We start from the raw sequence: 26011 nt of genomic DNA, 5'->3' as shown, positions 1-26011 counted from the left end.
CGCATTGTGCTGACTACTCTCAGACGAGGGGGTGGGGCATGCCCGCGCCTACATAGAATCCCCTATCAGTTACGGCGCGGTTACCACCTACGTTGGCACTCGCAGTCGGCCCAGATTTCTCAACTCCACCCGGGAATTTCCATGCCTCTCGTTTCCATGCGTCAGTTGCTGGACCACGCCGCCGAATGCGGCTACGGCATTCCAGCCTTCAACGTGAACAACCTGGAGCAGGTGCAGGCCATCATGTCCGCGGCCGACGAAGTCGGCGCACCGGTCATCCTGCAAGCCTCCGCCGGTGCCCGCAAGTACGCGGGCGAGCCGTTCATCAAGCATCTCATCCAGGCCGCTGCCGAGATGTACCCGCACATCCCGCTGGTCATGCACCAGGACCACGGCACCAGTCCCAAAGTCTGCGCCGGCGCCATCGAGCTGGGCTTCGGCTCCGTGATGATGGACGGCTCGCTGCGCGATGACGGCAAGACGCCCGCTTCGTTCGACTACAACGTCGACGTGACCCGCACCGTCGTCGAGATGGCGCACAAGGTCGGCGTGACCGTAGAGGGCGAGCTGGGCTGCCTGGGCAATCTCGAGACCGGTGACGCCGGCGAGGAAGACGGCATCGGCGCCGACGTCAAGCTGGACCACAGCCAGATGCTGACCGACCCGGAAGAGGCCGCCACGTTCGTGAAGGCCACGCAGTTGGACGCGCTGGCCATCGCCATCGGCACCAGCCACGGCGCCTACAAGTTCAGCCGCAAGCCCACCGGCGACATCCTTGCCATCAGCCGCGTGAAGGAGATCCACGCGCGCATCCCCAACACCCACCTCGTCATGCACGGCTCGTCCAGCGTGCCGCAGGACTTGCTGGCGCTGATCAACCAGTACGGCGGCAAAATGAAGGAGACCTTCGGCGTGCCGGTCGAGGAGATCCAGGAAGCCATCAAGCACGGCGTGCGCAAGATCAACATCGACACCGACATCCGCCTGGCGATGACCGGTGCGGTGCGCAAGTTCATGGCCGAGAACCCTGACAAGTTCGACGCCCGCGAATGGCTCAAGCCGGCGCGCGAGGCCGCCAAGGTCATCGCCAAGGAGCGGTACCTGCAGTTCGGTTGCGAAGGCCAGGCTGGCAAGATCAAGCCGCGCACGCTCGTTGACACTGCGGCTGCCTACGCGCGCGGTGAGCTGGCCCAGCAGGTGCAGTAACCGTCCGGTGACGGCAGGCCACTGCTTCACCTACGGCTCGCTGATGTGGGCCGACATCATGGCCCGCGTCTGCGGGCGTGAGTTCGCCAGCGAGCCCGCCTCGCTGGCAGACCACCATCGCCACCCGGTGCGCGGGCAGGACTACCCCGGGCTGCAGGCCGCACGCGGCGGCCTGGTGGCCGGGCGGCTCTACCGCGATGTGGACCCCGCTGCCTGGGCGCGGCTGGACGCCTTCGAGGGCGAGGAGTACGAGCGCGTGCCCGTCAGCGTCATGCTGGCTGATGGCACCGCGCTGCCGGCGCAGGTCTATCGCTTCCGGCCCGAGTTTGCCGCCCGCCTGCTGCCCGGCGACTGGGACGAGGCTGCCTTTGCCCGCGAAGGTCACGCCCGCTTCACCGCGCGCTACATCGGCTTTGCCGCCGTGCCGCCGCGCTGAGCACGAAGCCTGGCGGCGGGGCCGGCACCTAAAATCGCCCCCATGCCTCAAGCCCTCTACGAATCCAGCCTGACCTCCCTGCCCCTGCTCGGCCGCGGCAAGGTGCGCGAGAACTACGCCGTCGGCGAGGACCGCATCCTGATGATCGCCAGCGACCGGCTGTCGGCCTTCGACGTCATCATGGGCGAGCCCATCCCGGGCAAGGGCGCGCTGCTGACGAAGATGGCGCTGTTCTGGTTCGACAAGCTGGACGGCATCGTCCCCAATCACCTGACCGGCGACGACCCGCTGGGCGCCGTGGCCACCGACGCCGAGCGTGCGCAGATCAAAGACCGCGCGATGCTGGTCAAACGCCTGAAGCCGCTGCCCATCGAGGCCGTCGTGCGCGGGTATCTCGCCGGCAGCGGCTGGGCCGAGTACCAGCAGAGCCAGAGCGTCTGCGGCGTTGCGCTGCCCGCCGGCCTGCGCAACGCCGACAAGCTGCCGCAGCCCATCTTCACGCCGGCCACCAAGGCCGAGATGGGCGACCACGACGAGAACATCTCGTTTGAGCGCGCCGCCGACATCATCGGCGCCGACCTTGCCGCGCGTGTGCGCGACATCTCCATCCAGCTTTACCAGCGCGCCGCCGATTTCGCGCTGACCAAGGGCATCATCATTGCCGACACCAAGTTCGAGTTCGGCCTGGATGCCGACGGCACGCTGACGCTGATGGACGAGGTGCTGACGCCCGATTCCTCGCGCTACTGGCCGGTCGAAAGCTACGCGCCGGGCAGCAACCCGCCCAGCTACGACAAGCAGTTCGTTCGCGACTGGTTGGAGCAGGCTTCCGTCGACGGCAAGCCTTGGGGCAAGGTGGCGCCGGCGCCGGCGCTGCCGGCCGAGGTCATCGCGCGCACGGTGCAGAAGTACGAGGAAGCCTTGCAGCGCTTGACCGCATGAGCGCCGCGCCGGGACGCCCCGAGCAAGCGCGCTCCCGCGTGGCGGGAGCGGCCGCAGGCCGCAGGGTGCGCCCGTGACTGTCAAGCTGCGCAGCCGGCTGGCCCAACGACTGGACGGGGAGATAGCCGCCGTCGCCGCGATGCCGGCGCGTAGCGCCACGCTGCAGGTCCAGCGAGCCATCCTGTGGCTGCGCCACGGCCGTGAGGCCGAGGCCCGCGAGGAGCTGGACCGGCTGCACGAGCGCGCGCTGGCGCATCCGCGCATCGAGCTGGCCGCCTGGCTGCACCTGGCCGAAGGCCTGTGGACCTACTTCGGCGCCTTCGGCGGCGACGGCCGCGACCGCGTGCGCCGCGCCCGCGTGATGGCGGCGGCCAGCGGCCTCGCGCCGCTGCAGGCGCTGGCCGATGCGTGGCTGGCGCAGATGGACTTCGTCGGGCGTGACATCGGCGGGCTCATCGAACATGCCCAGGCCGCATTGGCGGCACTGCAGCCCACCGACCATGGCGCCGCTTACCGCGTCGCTACCGCACTGGCCTCGGCGTGGAGCCTGGCCGCCGGCGAGGCCGCGGCGACACCTTGGTATGCCTGGGCCCGCCAGTCCGCCATCGCCGAGGGCGACGACGCCGGCCTGGCCGGGCTGCTCTACAACCAGACGCTGATGCGCGCGCTGCGCATCCGCGATGCGGCGCTGGCCGCCGAACCCGGCGAGGCGCCGGCCGTGCTGTTAGGCGTCGAGTCGATCGACCGCTACGACGACGCCGTGGGCGGATCGGCGCGCGCCGACCTGACGCCGCTGCTGCGCGCCCAGTTGCTGACGGTGCAAGGCGATTTCGCCGCGGCGGGCGCGCTGCTGGAGGCCCATTTGCCCGAGGCCACCGCCGCGGGCCTGGCGCGCATCGGCAGCAGCCTGCTGGCCGACCTGGCCTGGTGCTGGGCCAACAGCGGCGAGGCCTTGCGTGCCCGCGCGCTGGCCGACCAGGTTGCCATCGAGGTGCAGGCCGAGGAGCCCGGCCGCTGCGACACCGACGAATGCGCCGCGCTGCACGCGCGGCTGGCGCAGGTCTATGCCCGGCTGCGCGAGGACGGCCTGTCGTCCCGCCACGCGGACGCGGCGCAGGCGGCACGCGCACACGACGCCGCGCTGCGGCACGAATGGGCGCAGCGGCTGGGCGTTGCAGGACTGAGCACTCCGCCACGCTGAGCGCCCCGCCGCTAGGGCTTGCCAGGTTTGGCCCCCGCAGGGGCTGCGTTACCCTCGCCGGCCTATGACCGCTGATGCCCGCGACGACGACAGCTTCCATGCCTTGCCCGCCGGCACCCGCTTCGGTGAACTGGAGATCCTGGGCACGCTGGGCGTGGGTGGTTTCGGCATCGTCTACCTGGCGCGTGACCACTCGCTGGAGCGTGAGATCGCGATCAAGGAGTACATGCCCAGCCAGTTCGCGCAGCGCGACGGGCAGTCCCAGGTGTCGGTGCGCTCGGTGTCGATGGCGGAGACCTTCGAGCTGGGCAGGCGCAGCTTCGTCAACGAGGCCAAGCTGTTGGCCCGCTTCGACCACCCGTCGCTGCTGAAGGTCTACCGCTTCTGGGAGGCCAACGGCACGGCCTACATGGCCATGCCACGCTTGGTTGGCCAGAGCCTGCGCGAGGCGCGCAAGGCTCGCCCGACGCCGCCGCCCGAAGACTGGCTGCGCCGCATCTTCGACGCCGTGCTGGGCGGGCTGGAGACCCTGCATGCGCAGAACGTATGGCACCGGGATGTCGCGCCGGACAACATCTTTCTGCCGGCCGATGGCAGCCCGCCCATCCTGCTGGATTTCGGAGCCGCCCGACAGGCCATTGGCGACCGCACGCAGGTCTTCACAGCCATCCTAAAACCCAGTTACGCGCCCATCGAGCAGTACGCCGAGGCCGCCGGCCTGAAGCAGGGCCCGTGGACCGACTTCTACGCGCTGGCCGCTGCCATGCACGACCTGCTGACCGGCCGCCCGCCGCCGCCCTGCACCGCGCGGGCGATGGCCGACGAGCTGATGCCGCTGTCGGTGCCGGGCTATTCGCCGAGTTTCCTGGCCGGGCTGGACTGGGCGCTGCGCGTGTCGCCGCAGCAGCGCCCGCAGAGCGTCGCGGCGTGGCGCGCGGTGGTGGAGGGCCGCGCAGTCGCGCCGCCGCGGCCTGCACCGCCGCCCGCGATGGGGTTGCCTCTGGACCTGGAGTTCGCCGACACCGTGCAGGTCATGCCGGACGAAGACCCGGCGGCTACCGTCGTGCCGGCCAAACCCCCGGTAGCGGGCCGGCCTGCGCCGGTCGCCAAGCCCACACCGCCCGCCGCTCAGCCGCCCGCGCCGGCTCAGGCCAAAGCCGCCCGCCCTAGCCGCACCGTCCTCGCTGGCGGAGCGCTTGTCGCGGTGCTGCTGCTCGGGTTCTTCGTCATGCAGGTGAAGAACCTGGGCAAACCGGCAGCGCCGGTGCCGCCGCCCGAGGCAGCCATCGCGGCGGCCTCGGCCGTCCCCGCGGCTTCGGTGCCCGAGGCCGTGCCGGTGAGTGACGCGGCGTCGGCGGCCGCCGTGCCAGCGTCAGCGCTGGAACCGCAGGCGCCGATCACCGCGCCCCTCGTGGCCCAGGCGCGGCCGCAGCCGGCATCAGCGCCCGCTGCGGCGAACCGCCCGGCGCGCCGCGACGGTGCGGCGCGGTCCGTGACCACCGAAAAAGCGGCCGACGTCCGCCCGGTGGCGCGCAGCCCAGTGTTCGCGGCACCGGAGCCGGCCGCAGAGCCCGTGGTGAGTGCCGTCGCCAGGCCCGCATCGGCTGAGTCGGCAGAGCCGACCAGCCCCGCCGAGGCATGCGGCAAGCGGGTGCTGCTGGCGAAGGCCTGGTGCATTGACCGCCAGTGCGAGCGCCCGCTGTTCCAGAACCACGCCGAGTGCGTGAGGCTGCGCGAGATCCGCAACCAGAACCGCGTGCCCTGAGGCCGCGGCCCGCGCGTCAGAACAGCGCCATCGACAGCTTGCGGCGGTACTGATCGATCAGCGGGTCGCTGTGCACGACGGCAGCCTTGCCGGCGATCTCCAGCGCACCGCCCTTGGCTTCGGCGGCGGGCTTGGGCGCGGGCTTGGTCAACAGCTCCAGGATGGCGACGTAGGCCTTGCGCGCGGCTTCGCCGTTCCAGGCCTTGTCGCGCATGATGATCTCGAGCAGCTCGTCCATCGCTTCGGTGAAGCGTTGCTGCGCGAGGTGGTGCTGTGCCAGCGCAAAGCGGGCATCGAAGTCGCGCTTGTTGGCGGCGATGGCATCCCGCAGCGCGCCGGGGTCTGCGCTGGCCGCCGCCTCGAACGCGGTCAGCCATGCAGCCAGCGCGGCGAAGCGCGCATGCGGCGTGAGGGTGTCGGCGGCCTTGGCAGCCACCGGCGCGAACGCCTCGCGGGCCTCGGCCACCAGGCCCAGTTCAAGCAGTGCCTTGATGTAGTCGAAACGCGCGGCCTCATTGGCCGGGTCGGTCTGCACCGCGTGCGCCAGCTTGGCCAGTGCCGCTTCCAGGTCGCCCTCAGCCATCAGGTCCTCGGCCTCGGCCAGGTCGGCTTCGGCTTCCAGCTCCTCGCCGGCGGGCACGTGCTTGTCCAGAAATTCGCGGATCTGTGCCTCGGGCAGCGCGCCGACGAAGCCGTCCACCGGCTGGCCGTCCACGAACATCACGCAGAACGGGATGGAGCGCACGCCGAACATCTGGCTCAGCTGCGTGGCGATCTCGGGCACCTCGTCGCTGTTCAGCTTGGCCAGCGCGAAACGGCCGGCGTAGGCGGTCTCCAGCTTCTCCAGGATGGGGCCGAGCGTGCGGCAGGGGCCGCACCACGGCGCCCAGATGTCCAGCAGCACCGGTTGCTTCTGGGAGGCGCCGATGAGCTCGGCTTCGAAGTTCTGGAGGGTGATGTCGATCATGGCGGAGGGGAAATTGAGGGGCGCCACCTACAATTCAAGGCTTTTCTGAGCCTTGGAGCGCGCTTTGTCCATGTCGACCCCCCAGAACCCTGATGCCGTCATCGGCATCGTCATGGGCTCCAGCAGCGACTGGGAGACGATGAAGCTGGCGGCCGAGATTCTGACCGAGTTCGGTGTCGCCTTCGAGGCGCGGGTCGTGTCGGCGCACCGCATGCCCGACGAGATGTTCGCCTATGCCGAGGCGGCGGCCGGCCGTGGCCTGAAGGCCATCATCGCCGGCGCCGGTGGCGCGGCGCACCTGCCGGGCATGCTGGCCGCCAAGACGACGGTGCCGGTGCTGGGCGTGCCGGTGGCCAGCCGCCACCTGCAGGGCGTCGATTCGCTGCACTCCATCGTGCAGATGCCCAAGGGCATTCCGGTCGCGACGTTCGCCATCGGCACCGCCGGCGCGGGCAACGCGGCGCTGTTCGCGGTCGCGATGCTGGCCACGGCCGACGCGGCTCTGCTGGCGCAGCTGAACGCCTTCCGTGCGAAGCAGACGGCGGCGGCCATCGCCATGACCGAGGAACTGCGCTGATGGCGGCCTTGCTTCCGGGCGCCGCGACGCTCGGCGTGCTCGGCGGCGGCCAGTTGGGTCGCATGTTCGTGCACGCGGCCCAGGCACTGGGCTACCGCTGCATTGTGCTGGACCCGGATGCGATCAGCCCGGCCGGCGCCGTGGCCGAGGTGCACATCAAGACCGACTACCTCGACTCCTTCGGTCTGGCCCAGCTGGCCCGCGACTGCGACGCCATCACCACCGAGTTCGAGAACGTGCCGGCGCTGGCGCTGCAGACGCTGGCGGGCATGCGCGTCGTGGCGCCTGCCGCCGCCGCCGTGGCCGTCTGCCAGGACCGCGCCGTCGAGAAGGCGCATTTTGAGGCCGCCGGCGTGCCGTGCGCGCCGCATGCCGTCATCACCAACGACATCGAGCTGGCTGCGGTGGATCCGGCGCTGCTGCCCGGCATCCTGAAGACCAGCCGCATGGGCTACGACGGCAAGGGCCAGGTGCGCGTTTCCACGCCGGCTGAGCTGGCGGCGGCCTGGGCCGACCTGAAGCGCGTGCCCTGCGTGCTGGAGCAGCTGCTGCCGCTGCAACGCGAGCTGAGCGTGCTGGTCGCGCGGGGCGCAGATGGCCAGATCGTCCACTGGCCCGTGCAGCAGAACCTGCACCGCGGCGGCATCCTGGCCGTCACCGAGGTGCCGGCGCCGGACGTGCCGGCCGAGGTGGACGAGCTGGCGGTGAACGCCGCCCGCCAGGTCGCCGCGGCGCTGGACTACGTGGGCGTGCTGTGCGTCGAGTTCTTCTGGCTGACCGACGGCCGGCTGGTCGTCAACGAGATGGCTCCGCGCCCGCACAACTCCGGGCACTGGACGATGGATGGCTGCGAGCATTCGCAGTTCGAGCTGCAGGTGCGCGCGCTGGCCGGCCTGCCGCTGCCAGAGCCGCGCCAGCACTCGGCCGCCGTCATGCTGAACCTGCTGGGCGACCTGTGGTTCACCGAGCAGGGTGGCCCCACGCCGCCGGCCTGGGACCGCGTGCTGGGGCTGCCGGGCACGCACTTGCACCTGTACGGCAAGACGGAAGCGCGCCATGGCCGCAAGATGGGCCACCTGAACGTCACCGCCGCGACGCCCGAGGCCGCGCACGCGGTGGCGCTGCGGGCCGCTGCGCTGCTGGGCCTGCCCACCGACTTCTGATGCTGCTTCCTGGCAACGATCCGGCGTCGATCCAGTCCGCCGCGCAGCGGCTGGCCGATGGCGAGCTGCTGGGCCTGCCGACGGAGACCGTCTACGGCCTGGCCGCGCGTGCCGACCAGGATGACGCCGTCGCGAAAATCTTTGCCGCCAAGGGCCGCCCCAGCGACCACCCGCTGATCGTGCACGTGCTAGACGCTGCCGGTGCCGAGCCGTTCGCCGACCACCTGCCCGCCACCGCGCGCCGGCTGATGGACGCCTTCTGGCCCGGCCCGCTGACCGTCATCGTGCCGCGTGCGGCCGGTATGGCCGAGGCTGCGGCAGGCGGGCATGCCACGGTGGCGTTGCGTGCGCCGGCCCACCCGGTCGCCCGCGCGGTGCTCGCCGCCGCGCGCGAGCGGGGCGTGCAGGGTGTGGCCGCGCCCAGCGCAAACCGCTTCGGCCGCGTCAGCCCCACGCTGGCCCGCCACGTGGTGGAGGAGTTCGGCACCGGGCTGATGGTGCTGGACGGCGGCGCCTGCGAGGTGGGCATCGAGTCCAGCATCGTGGACTGCAGCCGTGCGCTGCCGGCGCTGCTGCGCCCCGGGCTGCTCAGCCGCACACGCATCGAGGCCGTGCTGGGCCAGTCGCTGGCCGAGCCCGACGTCGAGGCGCCCAAGGCTTCGGGCACGCTGGCGGCTCACTACGCCCCCAGCGCCCGCGTGCGGTTACTGGAAGCCGAGGCGCTGGCTTTACGTCTGGCGACAGCTTCGGCCAGCGGGGCGCTGGAGGGGCTGGCGGTATATTCACGCGCCCAACTGCCGGCTTGGCGCTGGCAGCCACAGCCGGTCGACCCGGCGGCGGTGGCCCACGAGCTGTTTGCGGTGCTGCGCCAACTGGATGCGGCCGGCGCCCGCGAGATCTGGGTCGAAGCGCCACCGCGCGATGCCGCCTGGGATGGTGTGCGGGACCGGCTCAGCCGGGCCGCTGCCGCCTTCACCGATTGATATTTGCCCCTGTCCCTGAGTTGATCGTCATGCAACGTGTTGTGTCCAAGAATCTGAAGCGTGGCCTGGCCGCGTTGGTGGCAGCGGCGCTGATGGCCGGCTGTGGTGGCGGTGGCACTGCGCAGATTGAGCCCTTCGCGCCGACCCGCATCATTGCCTTCGGCGACGAGAGCGGCACGATCCTGCAAAGCGGCAAGAAGTACACGATCAACGGCCTGGCCTCAGACACGCTGCAAGTCGATTGCCGCGCCAACCCGGTCTGGACTCAACTGGTGGCCAGCGGCTTCGGCTTCGTCTTTCCGCAGTGCAACTCCGATTTCGTCGCGCTGCCGCAGGGCGTCATGTATGCGGCCGCGGGCGCCAAGGTGGCCGACGTGCGCGACCGCATCGACCAGCATCTGGCCAACGACCGCTTCAGCTCCAAGGACCTGGTGGTCATGATGGTGGGCGTGAACGACATCCTGGAGCTGTACCGCCAGTTCCCTGCAGTCAGCAAGGCCTCGCTGGTCAACGAGGCGAGGGCGCGGGGCAAGCAACTGGCCGATCAGGCCAACCGCATTGCCAATGCCAACGGCCGGGTCGTGATCTCCACGATCTTCGACGTGGGCCTGACGCCCTTCGGCCAGCGCGAGCGCCAGCAGGCGACCGACATCGACCGCGCGGCTTTCCTGGACGAGCTCAGCACCGCGTTCAACATCACGATGCGGCTGAACCTGCTGAACGACGGTCGCCTGATCGGCCTCGTGCTGACGGACGAAAGCATCCAGCAGATCGCGCGTTTCCCCGGCGCCTTCGGATACTCCAACGTGACGCAGGCGGCCTGCCGTACCGACGTCGCGGCGCAGGACTGCACGACCAGCACGCTGCAGGCCGATGCCAGCCCCACGCAATGGCTGTGGGCGGGCGACACGCTGCTGGGCCCGACGGCGCAGCAGCGCATCGGCCAGCTGGCGCTGTCGCGCGCCAAGAACAACCCGTTCTAAGGCTTTGCGGGACAGACCGGGCGAGCGCAGCCAGCAGCGCTGTCCCCAACCGGCTAGACAGCCCGCTCAGGCGGTCGTCGTGCGCAGCTCGCGGCGCAGGATCTTGCCGACGTTGCTCTTGGGCAGCTCGTCCCGGAATTCGATGAACTTGGGCCGCTTGTAGGCTGTCATCTGCCCGGCGCAGTAGCTGACCAAGTCTTCCTCGGCCAGGGCCGGGTCGTTCTTGACGACGAACAGCTTCACGGCCTCGCCGGACTTGGCGTCCGGCACGCCCACGGCGGCGCATTCCAGCACGCCGGGGTGCATGTTGACGACCTGCTCGATCTCGGTCGGGTACACGTTGAAGCCGCTGACCAGGATCATGTCCTTCTTGCGGTCGACGATGCGCACGTAGCCGCGCTCGTCCATGATGCCGATGTCGCCGCTCTTGAAGAAGCCGTCGGCGTCCATGACGTGCGCGGTCTCGTCGGGGCGCCGCCAGTAGCCGGCCATGACCTGCGGGCCGCGGATGCAGATCTCGCCGCGCTCGCCGATGGCGACATCGCGGCCGTCGTCGTCGCGGATGGCGATCTCGGTGGACGGGATGGGCAGGCCGATGCTGCCGTTGAAGCCGCGCTGATCCAGCGGGTTGATGGTGGCAGTCGGCGAGGTCTCGGACAGCCCATACCCTTCGATGACCGGGCAGCCGGTGACTTTCAGCCACTTCTCGGCCGTGGCCTGCTGCACAGCCATGCCGCCGCCGTTGGAGATGACAAGCTCGGAAAAGTCCAGCCGCGAGAAGCCGGGCTCGTTGGCCAGCGCGTTGAACAGCGTATTGACGGCCGGGAACAGGTGGATCTTGTGGCCGCGCAGCGTGTCGATGAAGCCGGGGATGTCGCGCGGGTTGGGCACCAAGATGTTCAGGTAGCCCAGCCGCGTGCCGAGCATGAAGCAGGCGGTCAGCGCATAGATGTGATAAAGCGGCAGCGCGCAGATGTTGGTGAGCTGCTTGTCCCCCGGCAGCTTGGTCAGCATGGGCTGGAACCAAGCCTCTACCTGCAGGATGTTGGCGACGATATTCCGGTGCAGCAGCGTCGCGCCCTTGGACACGCCGGTCGTGCCGCCGGTGTACTGCAGGAAGGCGACGTCGTCGGGGCCCAGGTCCGGCTTCTTCAGGTGCAGCCGGTCGCCATGGGCCAGCGCCTCGTTGAAGCGCACGACGGTGCGGCCGTCGCCGACCGCGAGTCGGAACTCCGGCACCATCTTCTTCAGATGACGCACGGCGAAGTTGATCAGCGGGCCCTTCCACCAGCTGAGCAGGTCGCCCATGGAGGCCAGCACGACATGCTTCACGTCGGTCTGCGCGATAACCTCGGACAGCGTGTGCGCGAAGTTCTCCAGCACGATGATGGCGCGCGCGCCCGAGTCCTTCAGCTGATGCTCCAGCTCGCGCGGCGTGTACAGCGGGTTCACGTTCACGACGACGAAGCCAGCGCGCAGGATGGCGGCGATGGCCACGCCGTACTGCAGTACGTTGGGCATCATGATGGCGACGCGGTCACCCTGCTTGAGCCCCTGTGCCTGCAGCCAGGCGCCGAGCTGCGTCGAGAGCCGGTCCATCTCGTCGAAGCGCATGCGCTGGCCCATGCAGATGGCGGCGTCGCGGTGCGCATGCTTGCGAAAGGCCTCGTTCAGCAGGTCCACCAGCGAGCGATAGACCTGGGTGTCGATCTGCGCCGGCACGCCGGCCGGATAGCTGGCCAGCCAGGGCTTGACAGCGGATGTCGTCTCGGGGACTTCGGCAAGGACGGCGGTCATGGGGGGCAGGCCTCTTCGCTTGAAGCGGAAGATGGTCGTGGCGGGGCGTCCCCAGGACTAGGGGAGTTGCCCTAGGACCAAGGGATTTGCCTGAAACAAATCGTCTGCCAATGTGCTTTCGCGGTGTCGCACAGTGGACAGGAACTCGCCGGCCCCACGCATCTCGCGGAACGTGTCGAAGCCGGTCTCCAGGAAGGTCTGCAGCGCGCTCAGGCCGGCCAGCATGGCGGGGCCGCGCATCAGCTTCAGCGACTGGCGCAGCAGCGGTTTGCGCGTGAGCCGGTCGAGCGACTCGCCCACGGCCATCGTCAGTGCGACCTGCCTCGCGCGCGCGTCAGGCTCGCCGCAGGCGCGCCACGCGATCGCGTACGCGCTGGCCGTGATCTCGGGCGACGCCAGGTGCTCGGCCATGCACGTGTCCAGCCGCTCGGACAGCGCGTGCAGCCGCGCGAGCTTGGCAACGGTGTCGATGACCTCGGCGGGGAACAGGCGCGTCAGCGTCGGCACCACGCGGGCGAACTGGGCGTCGCGCTGGCGGTAGTCGCCGGGGCCGTACAGCTCATGCAGGAAGAAGCGCGTGGCCGCCGCGTAGCGCGGCGTGGCCAGCAGGTCGGCATAGGTGTGGGCGAAGCGGCGCTGCTGCCAGGCCTTCAGCGCCTGCACGCGCGCGGCCAGTGCGGGATCGGCGGCGCGGCGGGCGCGCTCGGCGTCGACGGCGCGCAGCTCCTTCAGTAGGGATTCGGCACTCAGGTCATCCATGGGGCGGGCTCATTCTGCCCGCTTAGACTGGGCCGATGAATGGGAGGCTGCAGAGGATCTGGATGCTGTTGCGGCTGGCCGTGGCGGCGTTCGTCGGCTGGCGCTTCGGCTGGGCCTGGGGTGTGGCCACGCTGGCGCTGCACGCCGTCGTGCTTGCCGGCGGCTTCGTGCAGCTGCGCTGGGTCAACCGGCCGGCGCCAAGCTGGGGTCAGCTCTGGCGTGCGTGGCGGCGCGAGGTGGTGGCCAGCGAGCTGGCCTTCTCGTGGCGACAGCCGTGGCGGGAGTGGGCCGAAGCCGATCACCTGCCGCCCGGGGCGCAGGTCGGCGTGCTGCTGGTGCACGGCTTCGCCTGCAACCGCGGGCGCTGGAACGGCTGGATGAAGCGGCTGCGCGCACAGGGCGTGGCTTTCGTCGCGCCGTCGCTGGAGCCGGTGTTCGGCAGCATCGACGACTACGCCGAGGAGATCGAGGTCGGCGTGCGTCGGCTGGAGGCCGCGACCGGTCGCATGCCGGTGCTGTGCGCCCACAGCATGGGCGGCTTGGCGTTGCGGGCGTGGTGGCGCAGGTTCGGCGCCGGCCATGCGGTGCCGCCGCGTGTTATCACGCTGGGGTCGCCGCATGGCGGCACGCGCATGGCGCGGCTGGGGCAGGGCATCAACGCCCGGCAGATGCGGCTGCGCAGCCCCTGGGTGATGGAGCTGTCGCTGCTGACTGATGTCGACTGCTTCTGGACGCCGTGCGATCAGGTCGTCAACCCGGCCGAGACGGCCATCTTGGCCTGCTCGCGCGCGCACCGCGTGGACGGCGTGGGCCACATGGGCCTGGTCCACTCGGACGAGGCCTGGGACTGCCTGCAGGAGGCCCTGCGGGCGTCGGGCTTTCAGACCGCGTTGGCCGGCTCGTCCTTGAGCACCCCGCGGCGGATCTGATCCAGCTCTATGCTCTCGAACAGCGCCTTGAAGTTGCCCTCGCCGAAGCCCTCGTTGCCCTTGCGCTGGATCAGCTCGAAGAAGATCGGACCGATCACTTCCTTGGTGAAGATCTGCAGCAGCAGCTCGTTGTCCACGCCCAGGTGCGTGGCGCCGTCGATGAGTATGCGCAGACGGCGCAGTTCGGCGACGTTCTCGCCGTGGCCGGGCAGGCGCTTGTCGACGAGGTCGAAATAGGTGTCGATCGTGTCCTGGAACGCGACGCCCGTGCCCTTCATGCCCTCGACCGACGCGTAAATGTCGGTCGTGCCCAGCGCCACGTGCTGGATGCCCTCGCCGTGGTACAGGTCCAGGTACTCCGCGATCTGGCTTTTGTCGTCGCTGCTCTCGTTGATCGGGATGCGGATCTTGCCGCAGGGGCTGGTCATGGCCTTGGACTTGAGGCCGGTCAGCTTGCCCTCGATGTCGAAGTAGCGCACCTCGCGGAAGTTGAAGAAGCGCTCGTAAAACTCCGACCACTCCTTCATGCGGCCGCGGAAGACGTTGTGCGTCAGATGGTCGATCTCGGTCAGGCCGTGGCCGACGGGGTTCGGGTCCACGGGCTGGCCAAGTGCGTCCAGCACCGGCACAAAGTCCACGTCGTAGATCGAGATGTTGCCGATGGCGCCTGCGGCAGCGCCGTGCTTGCCCTGCCAGCGGTCAACGAAATAGATTAGCGAGTCGCCGATGCCCTTGATGGCCGGGATGTTCAGCTCCATTGGGCCGGCCTTGTTGTCGAAGCCCCAGGCGCCCAGCTCCAGCGCACGCTGGTAGGCGTGGGCGGCGTTGTCCACGCGGAAGGCTATGGCGCAGATCGACGGGCCGTGCAGGCGCGCGAAGCGCTGCGCGAACGAGTCCGTCTCGGCGTTGATGATGAAGTTGACGCCGCCCTGGCGGTACAGCGTCACGTTCTTGTGGCGGTGACGGGCCACGGCCGTGAAGCCCATGGTGCGGAACAGCTCGCCCAGGGCTGCCGGATCGGGCGCGGCGAACTCGATGAACTCGAAACCGTCGGTGCCCATGGGGTTGTCCCATGGAGTGAACTTGGCCATTTTTGTCTCCAGCGAAACCGAAAATTCTGCGGCGCGGGATGCGCAGGTTTCATGCAATCTACGGCGTGAAGTTCTCTTCAAACGCAGGAAAGCTGCAAAATCTGTCCTATGGAAGCCGTTATCGAGCTGGACGCCATCGACCGCCGCATCCTGCGCGCGCTGCAGCAGGATGGCCGCATCACCTACGACACGTTGGCCGGCGAGGCCGGGCTGTCCGCGTCCGCCGTGCTGCGCCGCGTGCGCCGACTGGAGGAGGCAGGCGTCATCACAAGCTACGTCGCCCTGGTGCCGCCAGAGAAGATCGGCCTGGGCCTGACGGCCTACCTGAACGTACGGCTGGAAAAGCAGACCGACAACCCGCTGCGCAACCCGCGCGACCTGTTCCGCGCCGCCGTGCAAACCTGGCCCGAGGTGGTGGAGTGCGCCGCGCTGACCGGCGAGATGGACTACCTGCTGCGCGTGCTGGTGCAGGACATGCAGCACTACGCCCGCTTCATCAGCGACACGCTGCTGATGCACCCCAGCGTGCAGGACTGCAAGACCAGCTTCGTGCTGGAGCGGCTGAAGAACACCACCGCCGTGCCGGTGTAGCCCGGCAGGGTGTCAGTCGAACTCGCGCAGCAGCTTCAGGGCGTGGGCTTCGCTGAGGTTCAGCAGTGCGGCGATGTCGTGCAGGTCGTCCGGCACGGCGGCGTCGTCCCAGCCGCGTGCGGTGTGCCGCGCGACGCGCACGGCCAGCTGCACGCAGCGCACCTGCGGATCGCGCTCGTGCTGCTCGCTGGTGATGTGCGTCAGCAGCGCGGGCAGGTGCCAGCGCGTCATCAGCGCGTGTTCAAGGTCGGCCAGCACGATGCCCAGCACCTGGCGCTGCGCCACGGCGCTGCGCAGCGTGCGGTCACCGTCCTGCAGCCGCGCGATCTGCAGCGCCAGCGCGGGCGCATGCACCCACAGCAGCATCTCGGCGAAGTCGTGCAGCAGCGCGGCGTTGTGGATGATGGCGGCATCGGGGTCGGCACGGTGGGCAGCGAAACCCAGCGCGTAGCGCGACGCCCGCTCGGCGCGCTGCAGCACGCGTGACAGGCCCAGCAGCGCCTCGTCGTCATCGGCCAGCACGGCCTCCAGCGTGGGCTGCGGGCCGAAGTTGCGGAAGAAGGGCGTGATGCCCATCAGCACAATGGCCGCGGTCACCGTCTCGGCGTCGGCGCGCAGCCCGCTGCTGCGGCCGCGCTTCAGTTCGCTGGCGCTGGCCAGCACCTTCAGCGTCATCAGCGGGTCGGTGGCGATCAGCTCGCCCAGACCGTGCGCGTCCACGTCGTCCTCGGTCGCGCGCATCAGCTCTAGTGCCTCGGCTGTTTCGGACAGCACCGGGATCTCCGCGTGCGTGAACGCGTCCGCCCAGGCTTGCAGCGTGGGCAGCGGCGTGGTCAGGCGCAGGCGGTCGGGCATGGCGCGATGCTAGGCCGTGTTGGGGTCGCATGGTCGGTCCATGCGACCCCGATTTGCGTGCCAGTTCACAGGCGCCTGATGCCGTCCAGTTGTGCCACCAACTGGCCGTCGACGTAGAGCGCGCCTTCCGGCGCACCGGCCTCGGCGTAAAACTCCAGCTGGCTGCGGGCGCGGCGGCGCCGGCGGTAGGCGGGCGAGAACACCAGCCGGATCGCGCGGGCGGCGCGCTTGATGCGGACCCAGCGGCGGGCCCAGGCATCGTGGGTTTCGGCGGCTTCAGCGGCACTCAGGCCGCGCAACTCGATCAATCTCATGAGGGTCTCCTTGGCACCAAGCCGGCCCTCATGAGATGGATGAGAGGGCGAGCGGTGCCGGTGTGTCAGGGGCTTTCGTCCGGGTAGCGGTCGCGCAGCAGGCTGCGCAGTTCAAGGCGGGCCTGCTGGCGCTGCGCGTGGGCGTCGTTGGGGCTCTGGTGTCGGCCTGCCTGGCGTTTGTTGGCCGGGGCGACGAGCGGGTTGCGCGGCTTGGCGAGCTTGATGCGCATCGGGCGCGGAGAGGTGTACTGGGGCATGGAGTGCTCCGTTGAGTGCCGCGAGGGCGGCGGGCAGTGCAGCGGCTTGACCCGGGATGGGTCAGCTTTTGCAGACAAGGGTTGAGGCGCTCGGGGCTTGCGCGCGAGGCAGGCGGGGCCGAGCAGGTCAGGACTTCAAGGGTGTGACCTCGCCGTGATGCCCGGGGACTTCAGCATCACGACTTGCGCAAATGATAAACAAACGTTTCTCTTGCGCAAGCAGCTTTTATCCAACACCCCTAACGTGGAGGGCGTGCGTCGTCCAATGACGGATGCGCAGAACGATCAGCGCTTCCTGGGCTTCAGCGGGGCGATGCCGGCTTGCAGCTTGCGCCACGCATCAAGCTCGGCCTGCGCACCGGCCGCGGGCTTGGCCGCGGCACGCGGTGTCGGCGCGGGCGCGGGTTCGGGCGTCAGCACCTCGCCCAGCAGGTCCAGCAGCCGCGTGCGGGCGCGCTGCGGGTGGCGGCGGTAGTAGGTCAGTACCAGGCCCACGATGAAGCGCTCGTCATCGTCCTGCGGCAGGCTGGGCGAGGGCTCCGGTGGCGGCGGCGCCACGTGGCCGAGGGCGGCCGCCATCGAGGTGATTGGTGCCGGGCCGGTGGCAACGGCACCATGCTCGATGTCCATCCAGCCCGGCGGCTTGTGGCACAGCTGCTCGAACTGGCGGGCCAACCGTTCGCCGATCTGGCGCGAGCGGCCCTTGATCTGGCTCCAGTAGCTGGGCTGGATCTGCAACCGCTCGGCAAAGCGCCGCTCCAGGCCACGCAGGGTGGCGGCATCGGGGTGTTTGACGGTGGCGCTGACGAACTCTTCGAACAGCCGCATCGCGTTGTCCATTCGGATCTGCGCGACATCGCGGGGGGCGCTGGGCATGGGGCAGGATGATAAATGAGCGTTGACCACCGCCCGCCCGGGCGTGCCCGCGCTCAGTCGCCTTCGTCACCCGCCTGGTAGGCGCCCATCAGCGCGGTCTGCGTGTGGGGCGGCACGGGTTCGTAGTGCGACAGCAGCAGCGTGTAGCGGCCCTGGCCGGCGGTCATCGCGTTCAAGCGCGTCTGGTAGCTGGCCAGCTCCGCCAGCGGCGCCAGGCCTTGCACGATGAGGCTGCCCGGCAAGGCGGCGCGCGTGCCGTTGACTTGGCCGCGGCGCGAGGCCAGGTCGCCGGTGATGTCGCCGATGCTGGCATCCGGCGCCGTGATCTCGACCTGCACGATGGGTTCCAGGACCAGCGGTTTGGCGGCGCGCACGGCTTCGATGAGCGCGCGGCGGCCGGCGCTAATGAAGGCGATCTCCTTGCTGTCCACCGAATGGTGCTTGCCGTCGTAGACGGTCACGCTCAGGTCCACCAGCGGGTATCCGGCCACGACGCCGCTGGCCAGCGCAGAGCGCACGCCCTTCTCGACGGCCGGCATGAAGGGAGCCGGAATGACGCCGCCCTTGACCGCGTCGACGAACTCGAAGCCCGCGCCGCGCGCCAGCGGCTCCACGCGCAGGTAGACCTCGCCGAACTGGCCCGCGCCGCCGCTCTGCTTCTTGTGGCGGTAGTGGCCCTCGGCGGGGACCGAAATGGTCTCGCGGTAGCCGATGCGCGGCGGCTCGGTGATGACCTCGCCCTTGTACAGCTCGCGCACGCGCTCTAGCAGCAGGCGCAGGTGCAGCTCGCCCAGGCCGTAGACCAGGGTCTGATGCCCGGAAGTTCCATCATGGCCTGCCTGCTCGATGCGCAGGCAGGGGTCTTCGTCCACCAACCGGGCCAGCACCTCCCACAGTTTCTGCTCGTCGCCGCGCCGCGCGGGGCTGATGGCCAGGCCGTGTACCGGCGTCGGGAAGTCGAGCGGCTTCAGAAAGATGTGCTCGTCTGCCAGCGCGTCGTGCAACACCGCGTCGAAGGCGATGTCATCTACCTTGGCGATGGCGCACAGCTCACCGGGTAGCGCCTCGTCCACGTCCACATGTTTTGCGCCCTGCAGCATGAACAGGTGGCCCACGCGGATGGGCTTGCGCGCATGCCCCACGAACAGCAGGCCGCCCTTGGCGACGCGGCCCTGGTGCACGCGCATGACGCCCATCTTGCCGAGATATGGGTCGGCGACGATCTTGAACACATGGGCCAGTACGTGGGCCGCCGGGTCCGGCGTGGCGGGGTAGGGCGCGGGTTCGGTGCCCTTGCCTTCGAGGAAGGGTGGCGGGTTGCCTTCGGCCGGATTGGGCATCAGCGCCTCGATGGCCACCAGCAGCTCGGCCACGCCCGCACCGGTCTTCGCCGAACAGAAGCACACCGGGATCAGGTGCCCCTCGCGCAGCGCCTGCTCCAGCGGCGCGTGCAGCTCCTTCGGGTCCACGTCGCCCTCGGTCAGGTAGCGGTCGACGAAGGCGGCGTCTACCTCCACGACCTGTTCCACCAGCGCGCGATGCGCGTCGGCCACCGACGAAAAATCGGCCTCTCCCGAGGCCGCGAAGAAGCAGTCCGCCACGCGCTGGCTGCCGTCGGCGGGCAGGTTCAGTGGCAAACATTCCTTGCCGAACACCTCGCGGATCTGACCGAGCAGCGCCGGCAGGTCCACGTCTGGCGCATCGATCTTGTTGACGACGATGAGCCGCGCCAGCCCCCGCTCGCCGGCCGCCGTCAGCAGGCGCTGCGCCATCATCTCGACGCCGTTCTGCGCGTTGACGACGACGATGGCGGTATCTGCCGCCTCCAGCGCCGGCAGCGCCTGGCCGACAAAGTCCGGCGCGCCCGGCGTGTCGATGGCGTGCACACGAATGCCGCCATGCGTGAAGTGCGCGAGGCTGGACTGCAGCGAATGCCCCAGCCGCTTCTCCAGCGGGTCGTGGTCGCTCACCGTGTTGCCGCGCTCGATGCTGCCGGCCTGCGGGATGGCGCCGGCATGCGCCAGCAGCGCGTCCAGTAGCAGCGTCTTGCCGGCGGCGGCTGGGCCGACCAGCGCGACCGTGCGGATCGCGCTCACTCGTGAATCCAGGCTGGCGCTCATCGGACTCTCCTCGTGTGGGGCATCCGATCCCCAGAGGGATCGCAGGCCCGTCCAGCGTAGAAGAACCCAGCCCACACAGCAAGGGCAGAATCTTCCGCATGCATCTGCGATTCGCTGCGCTCACCCTCGCCCTGTTTGCCGCCACGGCCCAGGCCCAGACACCGGCCGACGACCTCCAGGCCATGCTCGCCGAGGTCAGCGCGCCGCGCATCGAGGCGCGCATCCGCAAGCTGGTGTCGTTCGGCACGCGGCACACGCTGTCCGACATCGCGTCCGAGACCCGCGGCATCGGTGCGGCCAGGCGCTGGATCACGGCCGAGCTGCAGGCCTGCGCCAAGGCGCCGGGCAGCCGGTTGAAGGTCGAAGAGCAGAGCTTCATCGAACCTGCCGGCGCGCGCGTGCCGCAGCCCACCGAGCTGGTCAACATCATCGCGACGCTGCCGGGCCGAGGGGCCAGCAAAGGCCGCTACTTGGTCGTCAGCGGCCACTACGACTCGCGCAACAGCGACGTGATGGATTCCCTGGGCGAGGCACCCGGCGCCAACGACGACGCCTCCGGCACGGCGGCCGTCATGGAGCTGGCCTGCGTGATGGCGACGCGGCAATTCGACGCGACGCTGGTGTTCATGGCCGTGCCGGGCGAGGAGCAGGGTCTGCTGGGCGCCGCGCAATGGGCGCGCGATGCACGCGCCGAGGGGCTGAACGTCGAGGCCATGATCACCAACGACATCGTCGGCAGCTCGCGCGGCGACGCCGGGCAGCGCGACCCCAAGCGCATGCGGCTGTTCGCCGACGGGCTGGACCCGCTGGTGCGGCTGCTGCTGCAGGCCCAGGCCAACCGCCCCGCCACGCCGGCCGACCAGAAGGCCTATGCCGCGATGCAGGCCGAACTGCTGCCGCTGCTGCAGGCCGGCGCCAACGAGGATCTGCCCACGCACCAGCTGGGCCGCCACCTGAAGGCGGCGGCGGAAAGTGCGATGCCCGGCTTCACCGTGCAGCTGATCCAACGCCGCGACCGCTATCTGCGTGGTGGCGACCACTTGCCCTTCCTGGAGCGCGGCTATGCGGCCGTGCGCTTCACCGAGCCCTTCGAGAACTTCGCGCACCAGCACCAGAACCCCAGGACCGAGAACGGCGTCGTCTACGGCGACCTGCCCGAGTTCGTCGACTTCGGCTACGTGGCCGACATCAGCCGCGCCAACCTGGCGGGCCTGGCCACGCTGGCCTGGGCGCCGGCGCCGGTCAAGGGCCTGCGGCTGGACGCCAGCGGCCTGACCAACGACTCCACGCTGGAGTGGACCGCCAGCGACGACCCCGAGGTGGCCGGCTACCGCATCGTCTGGCGCGACACCGACTCGGCCACATGGCAGCAGTTCAAGGACGTCGGTAAGACCACGCGCGTGACGCTGCCGGTCAGCAAGGACAACGTCGTGTTCGGCGTGCAGGCCGTGTCGAAGAAGGGCTACGCCAGCCTGGCAAGCTACCCGCTGCCCAAGCGCTGATCAATCGCTGGTCAGAGAAATCCCACCGACCGCGCGCTGCCGAAGTTGGCCAGGTTGGGCAGCACGCTGTCCAGCTGGCCGGGGCTGGCGCCCATCCAGCCCAGCAGCGTCGCGGCGTACTGGTCGACCGAAGTGGTCGGGATCCAGCGGCCGTGTTGCTCCCAGCTGTCGACGCCGACATCGTCCGGCCCGCCCAGCGCCAGCATCGGGTACTTGCCGTAGAAGCCGCCCTTCACCGCGCCGCCCAACACGAGGTGGTGGTTGCCCCAGGCGTGGTCGGTGCCATTGCTGTTGTTGGGCTTGAAGGTGCGGCCGAAGTCACTCTGCGTGAAGGTGGTGACCGACTCGGCCAGGCCGAGCGCCGTCAGCGCGGCCTGAAAGCAGGCCAGCGCATCGCCCAGCTGCTTCAGCAGCGCGGCATGCGTGCCCGACAGCGCGTCGCCAGCGATCTGCTCGCCGTGCGTGTCGAAGCCGCCCAGCTGCGCGAAATAGATCTGCCGGTTACCGCCCACCGTGGCGCGCACGTCCATCAGCTTGGCCGCCTGGTAGAGCTGCTTGCCGATACCGGTCGTCACGTTGCCGTTGGCGATCAGCGGCGCGAACGCGGCGTCGACGGCCGCGTTGCTGCCCGCCTCACCCGGCTTGCGCTTGATCAGCGGCCCCAGCTGCTCGGACAACGCGAAGGCATCGCGCTGCTGCTTCTGGAAGGCGTTCGCCAGGTCGGTGTCGGACGTCTGCTCCGTCAGCGCTTTGATTGCGTCCTGCTTCAGCGCGTTGGGTCGCCAGGTGATGTCGCTGCTGGACAGGCCGGCGGCGCCGAAGCTGTCGCCCGGCCCCGGCAGCACCAGCGGCGCGGTCAGCTCTGACAGGCCGAAGTGGCCGTTGCCGCCCACGCTGATGACGGGGCTGGACAGGTTCAGTGCCGCCGCACTGCGCCCGCCCCAGCCGGTGCGGCTCTGCGCGTCGGTGCTGGCACTCTCCCACAGCACCTGCTGGTCGCTGTGCGAGAACAGGCTGGGCGGCGTCAGCACGGTCTTGCCGGCGTCGGCGCGGTATTGCGCCTTGGTCAGCGGTGCGTACAGTGGCCCGACGTTGAACTGCAGCGCCAGCCTGCCGGCGGCGAACAGCGGGTTCAGCGCGGACAGCGCGGGGTGCAGGCCGTAGTCGCTGGTGCCCAGGCGGCCAAGACTGCCCTGCGGCAGTGCCAGGCCGGCACGCACGCGGGCGTAGTCGGCGTAGCGCGTCGCGTCCATGGGCACGACCATGTTCATGCCGTCATTGCCGCCGTACAGGAAGATGCAGACCAGCGCCTTGAAGTCGGCCGCGCGTGCGGTGCGCAGCGGGGCGAGGGCGCCCAGCGCGCCCAGGCCGAGCGCGCCGGCGAGCAGGCGGCGGCGGGAGGGGTGGTGAGGATGGTGGTGTGCCATGAAGTGACCCCTCAACGGACGATTTGGAACTGAGGTGCGGCGAAGATGAGGTAGGCCGCCGTCTTCACGCGGTTGCGCTGCCAGTTCTTGCTGTCGGTCTTGTCGGTCCACCAGGACACAGCCTCCAGCACCTTGGCGCGAGGGCCGCTGGGCAGCACCTCGCCGTGGGCCAGCAGCGACAGGCGGTCGACCAGCTTGGCGGCGTCGGCCGCCTCGGCATCGAACGCGTCCAGCGTGACCTGCGTGCCCACCGCGCTCGGCACGCTGGCAACGGGTTGCGAGCCGCCCCAGTCGATCAGGTAGGTCAGGTAGTTCAGCCGCTGCAGCGACGTGTTGGCGTTGTGGATGCCGAACGCACCGCCGGTCAGCTGCGTGCCGGGCACCGGGTAGTCGGGCGGGTAGAAGTTGAAGACCGACGGCGAGCGGAACACGTGCTGGCGCAGCGTCTCGCCCCACCACCAGCCCAGGGCGTCGCCGTCGGTGCGGCCGTTCAGGGCGCGCAGCACGGCGGTCATCATCAGCACCGGCTCGCGCAGCCGGCCGCCAGATGATCCGGGCGATGCATCGCCGCGTGCATCGGCATCCAGCAGCACGGCGGCCACCGTGGCCGACAGGTCGCCCGCGCGGCCGGCGCCGAAGTTCTGGCCGTCCTTGCTGAACCGACCGGCCTGGAAGGCCGAGGCGACGCGGCCCACGTAGGCGGGCGATGGGTTGGACCGCACCAGCGCCTGGATCAGCTGCCGGCCGATGAAGGGGGCCGTGTTGGGGTGGGCCATCAGGCTGTCCAGCACCGCATCCAATGCCTGCGCCGGCGTGCTGTTGGCGGGCTTCTTGCCGCCCGACAGCAGCGCGCGCTCGGCCGTGTCGTGCACGCTCGCCAGCGGGGCCATCTCGCCGTCGTAGAACTGGCAGTTCGCGCCCTTGGGCGAGCATGTCCACTTGGATTTGCCGCCTGCGGGGTAGGTCCAGCCGGTCAGCGCGTACGCGTAGGCGCGCACGGTGGCGTTGTCGTACGTTGCCTGGCAGCGCCCGCCCTTCAGGCTGCCGTCGGCCTCCAGCAGGCAGGTGCCCACGGAGAACAGCTGCAGCAGCTCGCGCGGGAAGTTCTCGTTCGGTGCGGCCTTGTCGTTGTTGACGCCGTTCAGATAGTCGCCCATGACCGGGCTCAGCGCCACCTGGCGCAACACGTCGCGGTAGTTGCCGAAGGCGTTGTCCAGCAACGCGTTCTGGTAGCGGCGCAGGCCGTAGGTGCCTTCCACCTCCAGGTTGCTGACGACCAGGATCTGCTGCAGCGCGAAGGCCACGCGCTGGCGCAACTGGTCGGGCTGGTTGATGGCGTTGCGGTAGAAGTCCCACATCAGCGGCTGGCTGGAGAAGGCGTCGCGCCAGCAGTTGTCGCCCTTGTTCGCGGCCAGGTCGCAGTAGCCGGTGCCCGTGGTGTTGGTGTGGATGGCGCTGCTGCCACCGGCGCTGTAGCGCGAGGTCTGCGGCAGCTGCAGCTGGGCCTGCACCCAGCTGGCCGCACTTTGCGTGCGCATCTGCGTGACGAGGCCCTCCGTCGCGCCGAAGCTGGCCTGCGACGCGAGCCGCACGGCATCGCGCTGTGTCATCGGCGGCGCGGCGGGTGTGGCTGGAGTAGTGGGTTGCTGCGCGACGGGCGGGTCCGACGCCGTGGGCGTGCTGCCGGGGCTGGCACTGCTGCCGCCCCCGCCGCCGCCGCCACAGCCGATCAGCAGTGCCGCGGGCAAGGCCAGCAGGCCGGGCCACATGGCGCGGCCACGCCTGGGCAGGAAAGGCAGGGGGGCGGGCAGGCGCATCGTGGAGGTCCGGTGGGGCTGGCGGTGGCGGAAGCGGATGATGGCGGAGCCCCCCAGGTTGACGTAACGGCAGGTTGCGACTGGCGCCTAGCGCTTACCGATGGCAACAAGCGTCCGCTTGAAGCGAGCTTTGGCGTGACAACCGTCCGCCCGCCGCGACGCAAGATTTGCTTACCTGGCGCGGGTGGCAATGCGCGATATTGGCCGCGTCATCTTCCTCGGGTCTCAGCAAATGCCGCCTCTCAAGCCGCCGCCTCGTCCCCATGCCGTGTGTCTGGGCCTGGCCTTGCTGGTTGGGATGGCTGCCTGCGGCGGTGGCGGCGGGGGTGGTGACACGCCAGTACCCGCCCCCGCGCCGGTTCCGGTGCAGGCCCCGCCACCGCCCGCTCCGGCTGGGCCGGCCACGGTCACTGCGCAGGCCGTGCGGCTGGATAGCCCCTGGGGCATGGCGCCGCTGCCGGACGGCAGCTGGCTGGTCACGCAGCGCCGCGGCAGCCTGGTGCGCGTGGCGGCAAACCTTGGCAGCAGCCAGCCGGTCAGCGGCGCCCCGGTGGTGGACAGCAACGGTCAGGGCGGCCTGCTCGATGTGGCGCTGGACCCGGACTTCGCAACGACCGGCCACATCTACCTGAGCTATGCCGAGCCCGGCAGCGGCGCCGAAGCCGGCAAGGCCGGAACCGCCGTCGCGCGGGCGCGGCTGGTGGGCACCGCGCTGCAGGACGTGACCGTCATCTTCCGCCAGGCGCCCAAGGTCAGTGGCGGCGGGCATTACGGTTCGCGGCTGGTGTTCGCGCGCGACAAGACGCTGTTCATCACGCTGGGCGAGCGCCAGCTGGGCAACCCTGCGCAGGATGTGGCGCAGACGCTGGGCAAGGTGGTGCGCGTGAACCGCGACGGCAGCCTGCCGGCCGACAATCCGTCGTTCGGCGCCGGCGCCCGGCCGGGACTGTGGAGCATCGGCCACCGCAACCCGCAGGGGGCGGCGCTGCATCCGGCGAGTGGTGACCTGTGGGTCAGCGAGCACGGCTCGCAGGGCGGCGACGAGATCAACATCGCCCGCGCCGGTGCCAACTACGGCTGGCCGCTGGTCAGCTATGGCTGCAACTACGGCGACCCGGTCGGCACCGCATGCGCCATCGGCGGGGGTACGCACGCGCCCCGCTACGCAGAGCCGCTGACGACCTGGGTGCCCACGTCGGTAGCGCCGGCCGGCATGGCCTTCTACGCCGGGGCGATGTTCCCTGAGTGGCAGGGCAACCTGTTCGTCGGCGCGCTGGCGGGGCAGGCGCTGTGGCGGCTGACGCTGGCAGGCGACACCGTCGCGTCGCGGGAGGCGCTATTCGCGTCGCAGAACGAGCGCATCCGCGATGTCGACGTGGCGCCTGACGGCGCGCTGTTGTTGCTCACCGACAGCGGCAAGCTGCTGCGGGTGGCGCGGTGACGCGCCCGCTCA

At 69.9% G+C, this 26011-nt stretch carries 24 protein-coding genes; 13 read left to right on the top strand and 11 right to left on the bottom strand.

Annotation, left to right across the window (positions count from 1 at the left end):
• Window positions 1-141 precede the first annotated feature (141 nt).
• The 5 genes from fba (at window position 142) to ACG02S_RS18900 (ending at window position 5550) form a co-directional block, all read left to right on the top strand.
• Complete coding sequence (fba, locus tag ACG02S_RS18920) at window positions 142-1206, top strand: class II fructose-bisphosphate aldolase (protein WP_394472042.1); 1065 nt, start codon at window positions 142-144, stop codon at window positions 1204-1206.
• A gap of 7 nt (window positions 1207-1213) precedes the next feature.
• Window positions 1214-1642, top strand: a complete 429-nt coding sequence (locus ACG02S_RS18915) for a gamma-glutamylcyclotransferase family protein (RefSeq protein WP_394472041.1) — start codon at window positions 1214-1216, stop codon at window positions 1640-1642.
• 42 nt (window positions 1643-1684) lie between these two features.
• Window positions 1685-2584 carry a phosphoribosylaminoimidazolesuccinocarboxamide synthase gene (locus tag ACG02S_RS18910; protein ID WP_394472040.1) on the top strand — a complete coding sequence of 300 codons (900 nt, stop codon included), beginning with the start codon at window positions 1685-1687 and terminating at the stop codon, window positions 2582-2584.
• Window positions 2585-2657: 73 nt separating this feature from the next.
• Window positions 2658-3785: a hypothetical protein gene (locus ACG02S_RS18905; RefSeq protein WP_394472039.1), complete on the top strand. Its 1128-nt coding sequence runs from the start codon at window positions 2658-2660 to the stop codon at window positions 3783-3785.
• Window positions 3786-3849: 64 nt separating this feature from the next.
• Window positions 3850-5550: a serine/threonine protein kinase gene (locus ACG02S_RS18900; RefSeq protein WP_394472038.1), complete on the top strand. Its 1701-nt coding sequence runs from the start codon at window positions 3850-3852 to the stop codon at window positions 5548-5550.
• A 16-nt stretch (window positions 5551-5566) separates the two neighbouring features.
• Here the strand turns inward: ACG02S_RS18900 and ACG02S_RS18895 are convergent, their stop codons facing one another.
• On the bottom strand, window positions 5567-6517 hold the full coding sequence (locus ACG02S_RS18895) for a tetratricopeptide repeat protein (RefSeq protein WP_394472037.1): 951 nt from the start codon (window positions 6515-6517) through the stop codon (window positions 5567-5569).
• Window positions 6518-6587: 70 nt separating this feature from the next.
• Here ACG02S_RS18895 and purE point away from each other — a divergent pair, with 70 nt between their 5' ends.
• The 4 genes from purE to ACG02S_RS18875 are packed head-to-tail and all read left to right on the top strand — an operon-like array spanning window position 6588 to window position 10223.
• Window positions 6588-7094 (top strand): 5-(carboxyamino)imidazole ribonucleotide mutase, encoded by a 507-nt coding sequence (gene purE / locus ACG02S_RS18890; RefSeq protein WP_394472036.1) that lies wholly within the window; start codon window positions 6588-6590, stop codon window positions 7092-7094.
• Complete coding sequence (locus tag ACG02S_RS18885; RefSeq protein ID WP_394472035.1) at window positions 7094-8257, top strand: 5-(carboxyamino)imidazole ribonucleotide synthase; 1164 nt, start codon at window positions 7094-7096, stop codon at window positions 8255-8257. Before purE ends, ACG02S_RS18885 begins: the two co-directional genes overlap by 1 nt.
• A complete protein-coding gene (locus ACG02S_RS18880; RefSeq protein ID WP_394472034.1) occupies window positions 8257-9240 on the top strand; it encodes an L-threonylcarbamoyladenylate synthase in 984 nt (327 codons plus the stop codon). Before ACG02S_RS18885 ends, ACG02S_RS18880 begins: the two co-directional genes overlap by 1 nt.
• A gap of 29 nt (window positions 9241-9269) precedes the next feature.
• The gene (locus ACG02S_RS18875; RefSeq protein ID WP_394472033.1) at window positions 9270-10223 is read left to right on the top strand and encodes an SGNH/GDSL hydrolase family protein; all 954 of its coding nucleotides are present in this window, start codon (window positions 9270-9272) and stop codon (window positions 10221-10223) included.
• A 66-nt stretch (window positions 10224-10289) separates the two neighbouring features.
• On the opposite strand, the gene ACG02S_RS18870 is transcribed toward ACG02S_RS18875, so the two are convergent.
• On the bottom strand, window positions 10290-12020 hold the full coding sequence (locus ACG02S_RS18870; protein WP_394472032.1) for a long-chain-fatty-acid--CoA ligase: 1731 nt from the start codon (window positions 12018-12020) through the stop codon (window positions 10290-10292).
• 57 nt (window positions 12021-12077) lie between these two features.
• Complete coding sequence (locus ACG02S_RS18865) at window positions 12078-12779, bottom strand: DUF8198 family protein (protein ID WP_394472031.1); 702 nt, start codon at window positions 12777-12779, stop codon at window positions 12078-12080.
• A gap of 35 nt (window positions 12780-12814) precedes the next feature.
• On the opposite strand from ACG02S_RS18865, the gene ACG02S_RS18860 reads away from it, so the two are divergent.
• Window positions 12815-13708, top strand: coding sequence for an esterase/lipase family protein (locus ACG02S_RS18860; RefSeq protein ID WP_394472030.1), 894 nt, complete (start codon window positions 12815-12817; stop codon window positions 13706-13708).
• On the opposite strand, the gene hppD is transcribed toward ACG02S_RS18860, so the two are convergent.
• Entirely contained in the window at window positions 13660-14799 is a 1140-nt protein-coding gene (gene hppD, locus ACG02S_RS18855; protein WP_394472029.1) for a 4-hydroxyphenylpyruvate dioxygenase, read from the bottom strand. The two genes, ACG02S_RS18860 and hppD, sit on opposite strands and share 49 nt — an antisense overlap.
• 108 nt (window positions 14800-14907) lie before the next feature.
• Here hppD and ACG02S_RS18850 point away from each other — a divergent pair, with 108 nt between their 5' ends.
• Entirely contained in the window at window positions 14908-15390 is a 483-nt protein-coding gene (locus tag ACG02S_RS18850) for an Lrp/AsnC family transcriptional regulator (RefSeq protein WP_394472028.1), read from the top strand.
• Between the two features lie 12 nt (window positions 15391-15402).
• Here the strand turns inward: ACG02S_RS18850 and ACG02S_RS18845 are convergent, their stop codons facing one another.
• The 5 genes from ACG02S_RS18845 to fusA form a co-directional block, all read right to left on the bottom strand.
• Window positions 15403-16245, bottom strand: a complete 843-nt coding sequence (locus ACG02S_RS18845; protein WP_394472027.1) for an HDOD domain-containing protein — start codon at window positions 16243-16245, stop codon at window positions 15403-15405.
• A gap of 65 nt (window positions 16246-16310) precedes the next feature.
• Window positions 16311-16559, bottom strand: coding sequence for a hypothetical protein (locus tag ACG02S_RS18840; RefSeq protein WP_394472026.1), 249 nt, complete (start codon window positions 16557-16559; stop codon window positions 16311-16313).
• Between the two features lie 65 nt (window positions 16560-16624).
• The gene (locus ACG02S_RS18835) at window positions 16625-16816 is read right to left on the bottom strand and encodes a hypothetical protein (protein WP_394472025.1); all 192 of its coding nucleotides are present in this window, start codon (window positions 16814-16816) and stop codon (window positions 16625-16627) included.
• A 285-nt stretch (window positions 16817-17101) separates the two neighbouring features.
• On the bottom strand, window positions 17102-17692 hold the full coding sequence (locus tag ACG02S_RS18830; RefSeq protein ID WP_394472024.1) for a hypothetical protein: 591 nt from the start codon (window positions 17690-17692) through the stop codon (window positions 17102-17104).
• A gap of 53 nt (window positions 17693-17745) precedes the next feature.
• On the bottom strand, window positions 17746-19812 hold the full coding sequence (gene fusA, locus ACG02S_RS18825) for an elongation factor G (RefSeq protein ID WP_394472023.1): 2067 nt from the start codon (window positions 19810-19812) through the stop codon (window positions 17746-17748).
• A 98-nt stretch (window positions 19813-19910) separates the two neighbouring features.
• Between fusA and ACG02S_RS18820 the strand changes: the two genes are divergently transcribed.
• Window positions 19911-21314 carry a M28 family metallopeptidase gene (locus ACG02S_RS18820; protein ID WP_394472022.1) on the top strand — a complete coding sequence of 468 codons (1404 nt, stop codon included), beginning with the start codon at window positions 19911-19913 and terminating at the stop codon, window positions 21312-21314.
• Between the two features lie 11 nt (window positions 21315-21325).
• On the opposite strand, the gene ACG02S_RS18815 is transcribed toward ACG02S_RS18820, so the two are convergent.
• Both ACG02S_RS18815 and ACG02S_RS18810 read right to left on the bottom strand, forming a co-directional pair.
• Window positions 21326-22741 carry a DUF1501 domain-containing protein gene (locus ACG02S_RS18815; protein WP_394472021.1) on the bottom strand — a complete coding sequence of 472 codons (1416 nt, stop codon included), beginning with the start codon at window positions 22739-22741 and terminating at the stop codon, window positions 21326-21328.
• Window positions 22742-22752: 11 nt separating this feature from the next.
• Complete coding sequence (locus ACG02S_RS18810) at window positions 22753-24558, bottom strand: DUF1800 domain-containing protein (protein ID WP_394472020.1); 1806 nt, start codon at window positions 24556-24558, stop codon at window positions 22753-22755.
• Window positions 24559-24748: 190 nt separating this feature from the next.
• Here ACG02S_RS18810 and ACG02S_RS18805 point away from each other — a divergent pair, with 190 nt between their 5' ends.
• Window positions 24749-25999 carry a PQQ-dependent sugar dehydrogenase gene (locus tag ACG02S_RS18805; protein WP_394472019.1) on the top strand — a complete coding sequence of 417 codons (1251 nt, stop codon included), beginning with the start codon at window positions 24749-24751 and terminating at the stop codon, window positions 25997-25999.
• Window positions 26000-26011: the final 12 nt, after the last annotated feature.

The organism is Pelomonas dachongensis (assembly GCF_043555865.1).
Classification (GTDB): domain Bacteria; phylum Pseudomonadota; class Gammaproteobacteria; order Burkholderiales; family Burkholderiaceae_C; genus Pelomonas; species Pelomonas dachongensis.
Note: the sequence above shows the minus strand (reverse complement) of the source record. Positions and strands in the feature narration are given on the sequence as shown.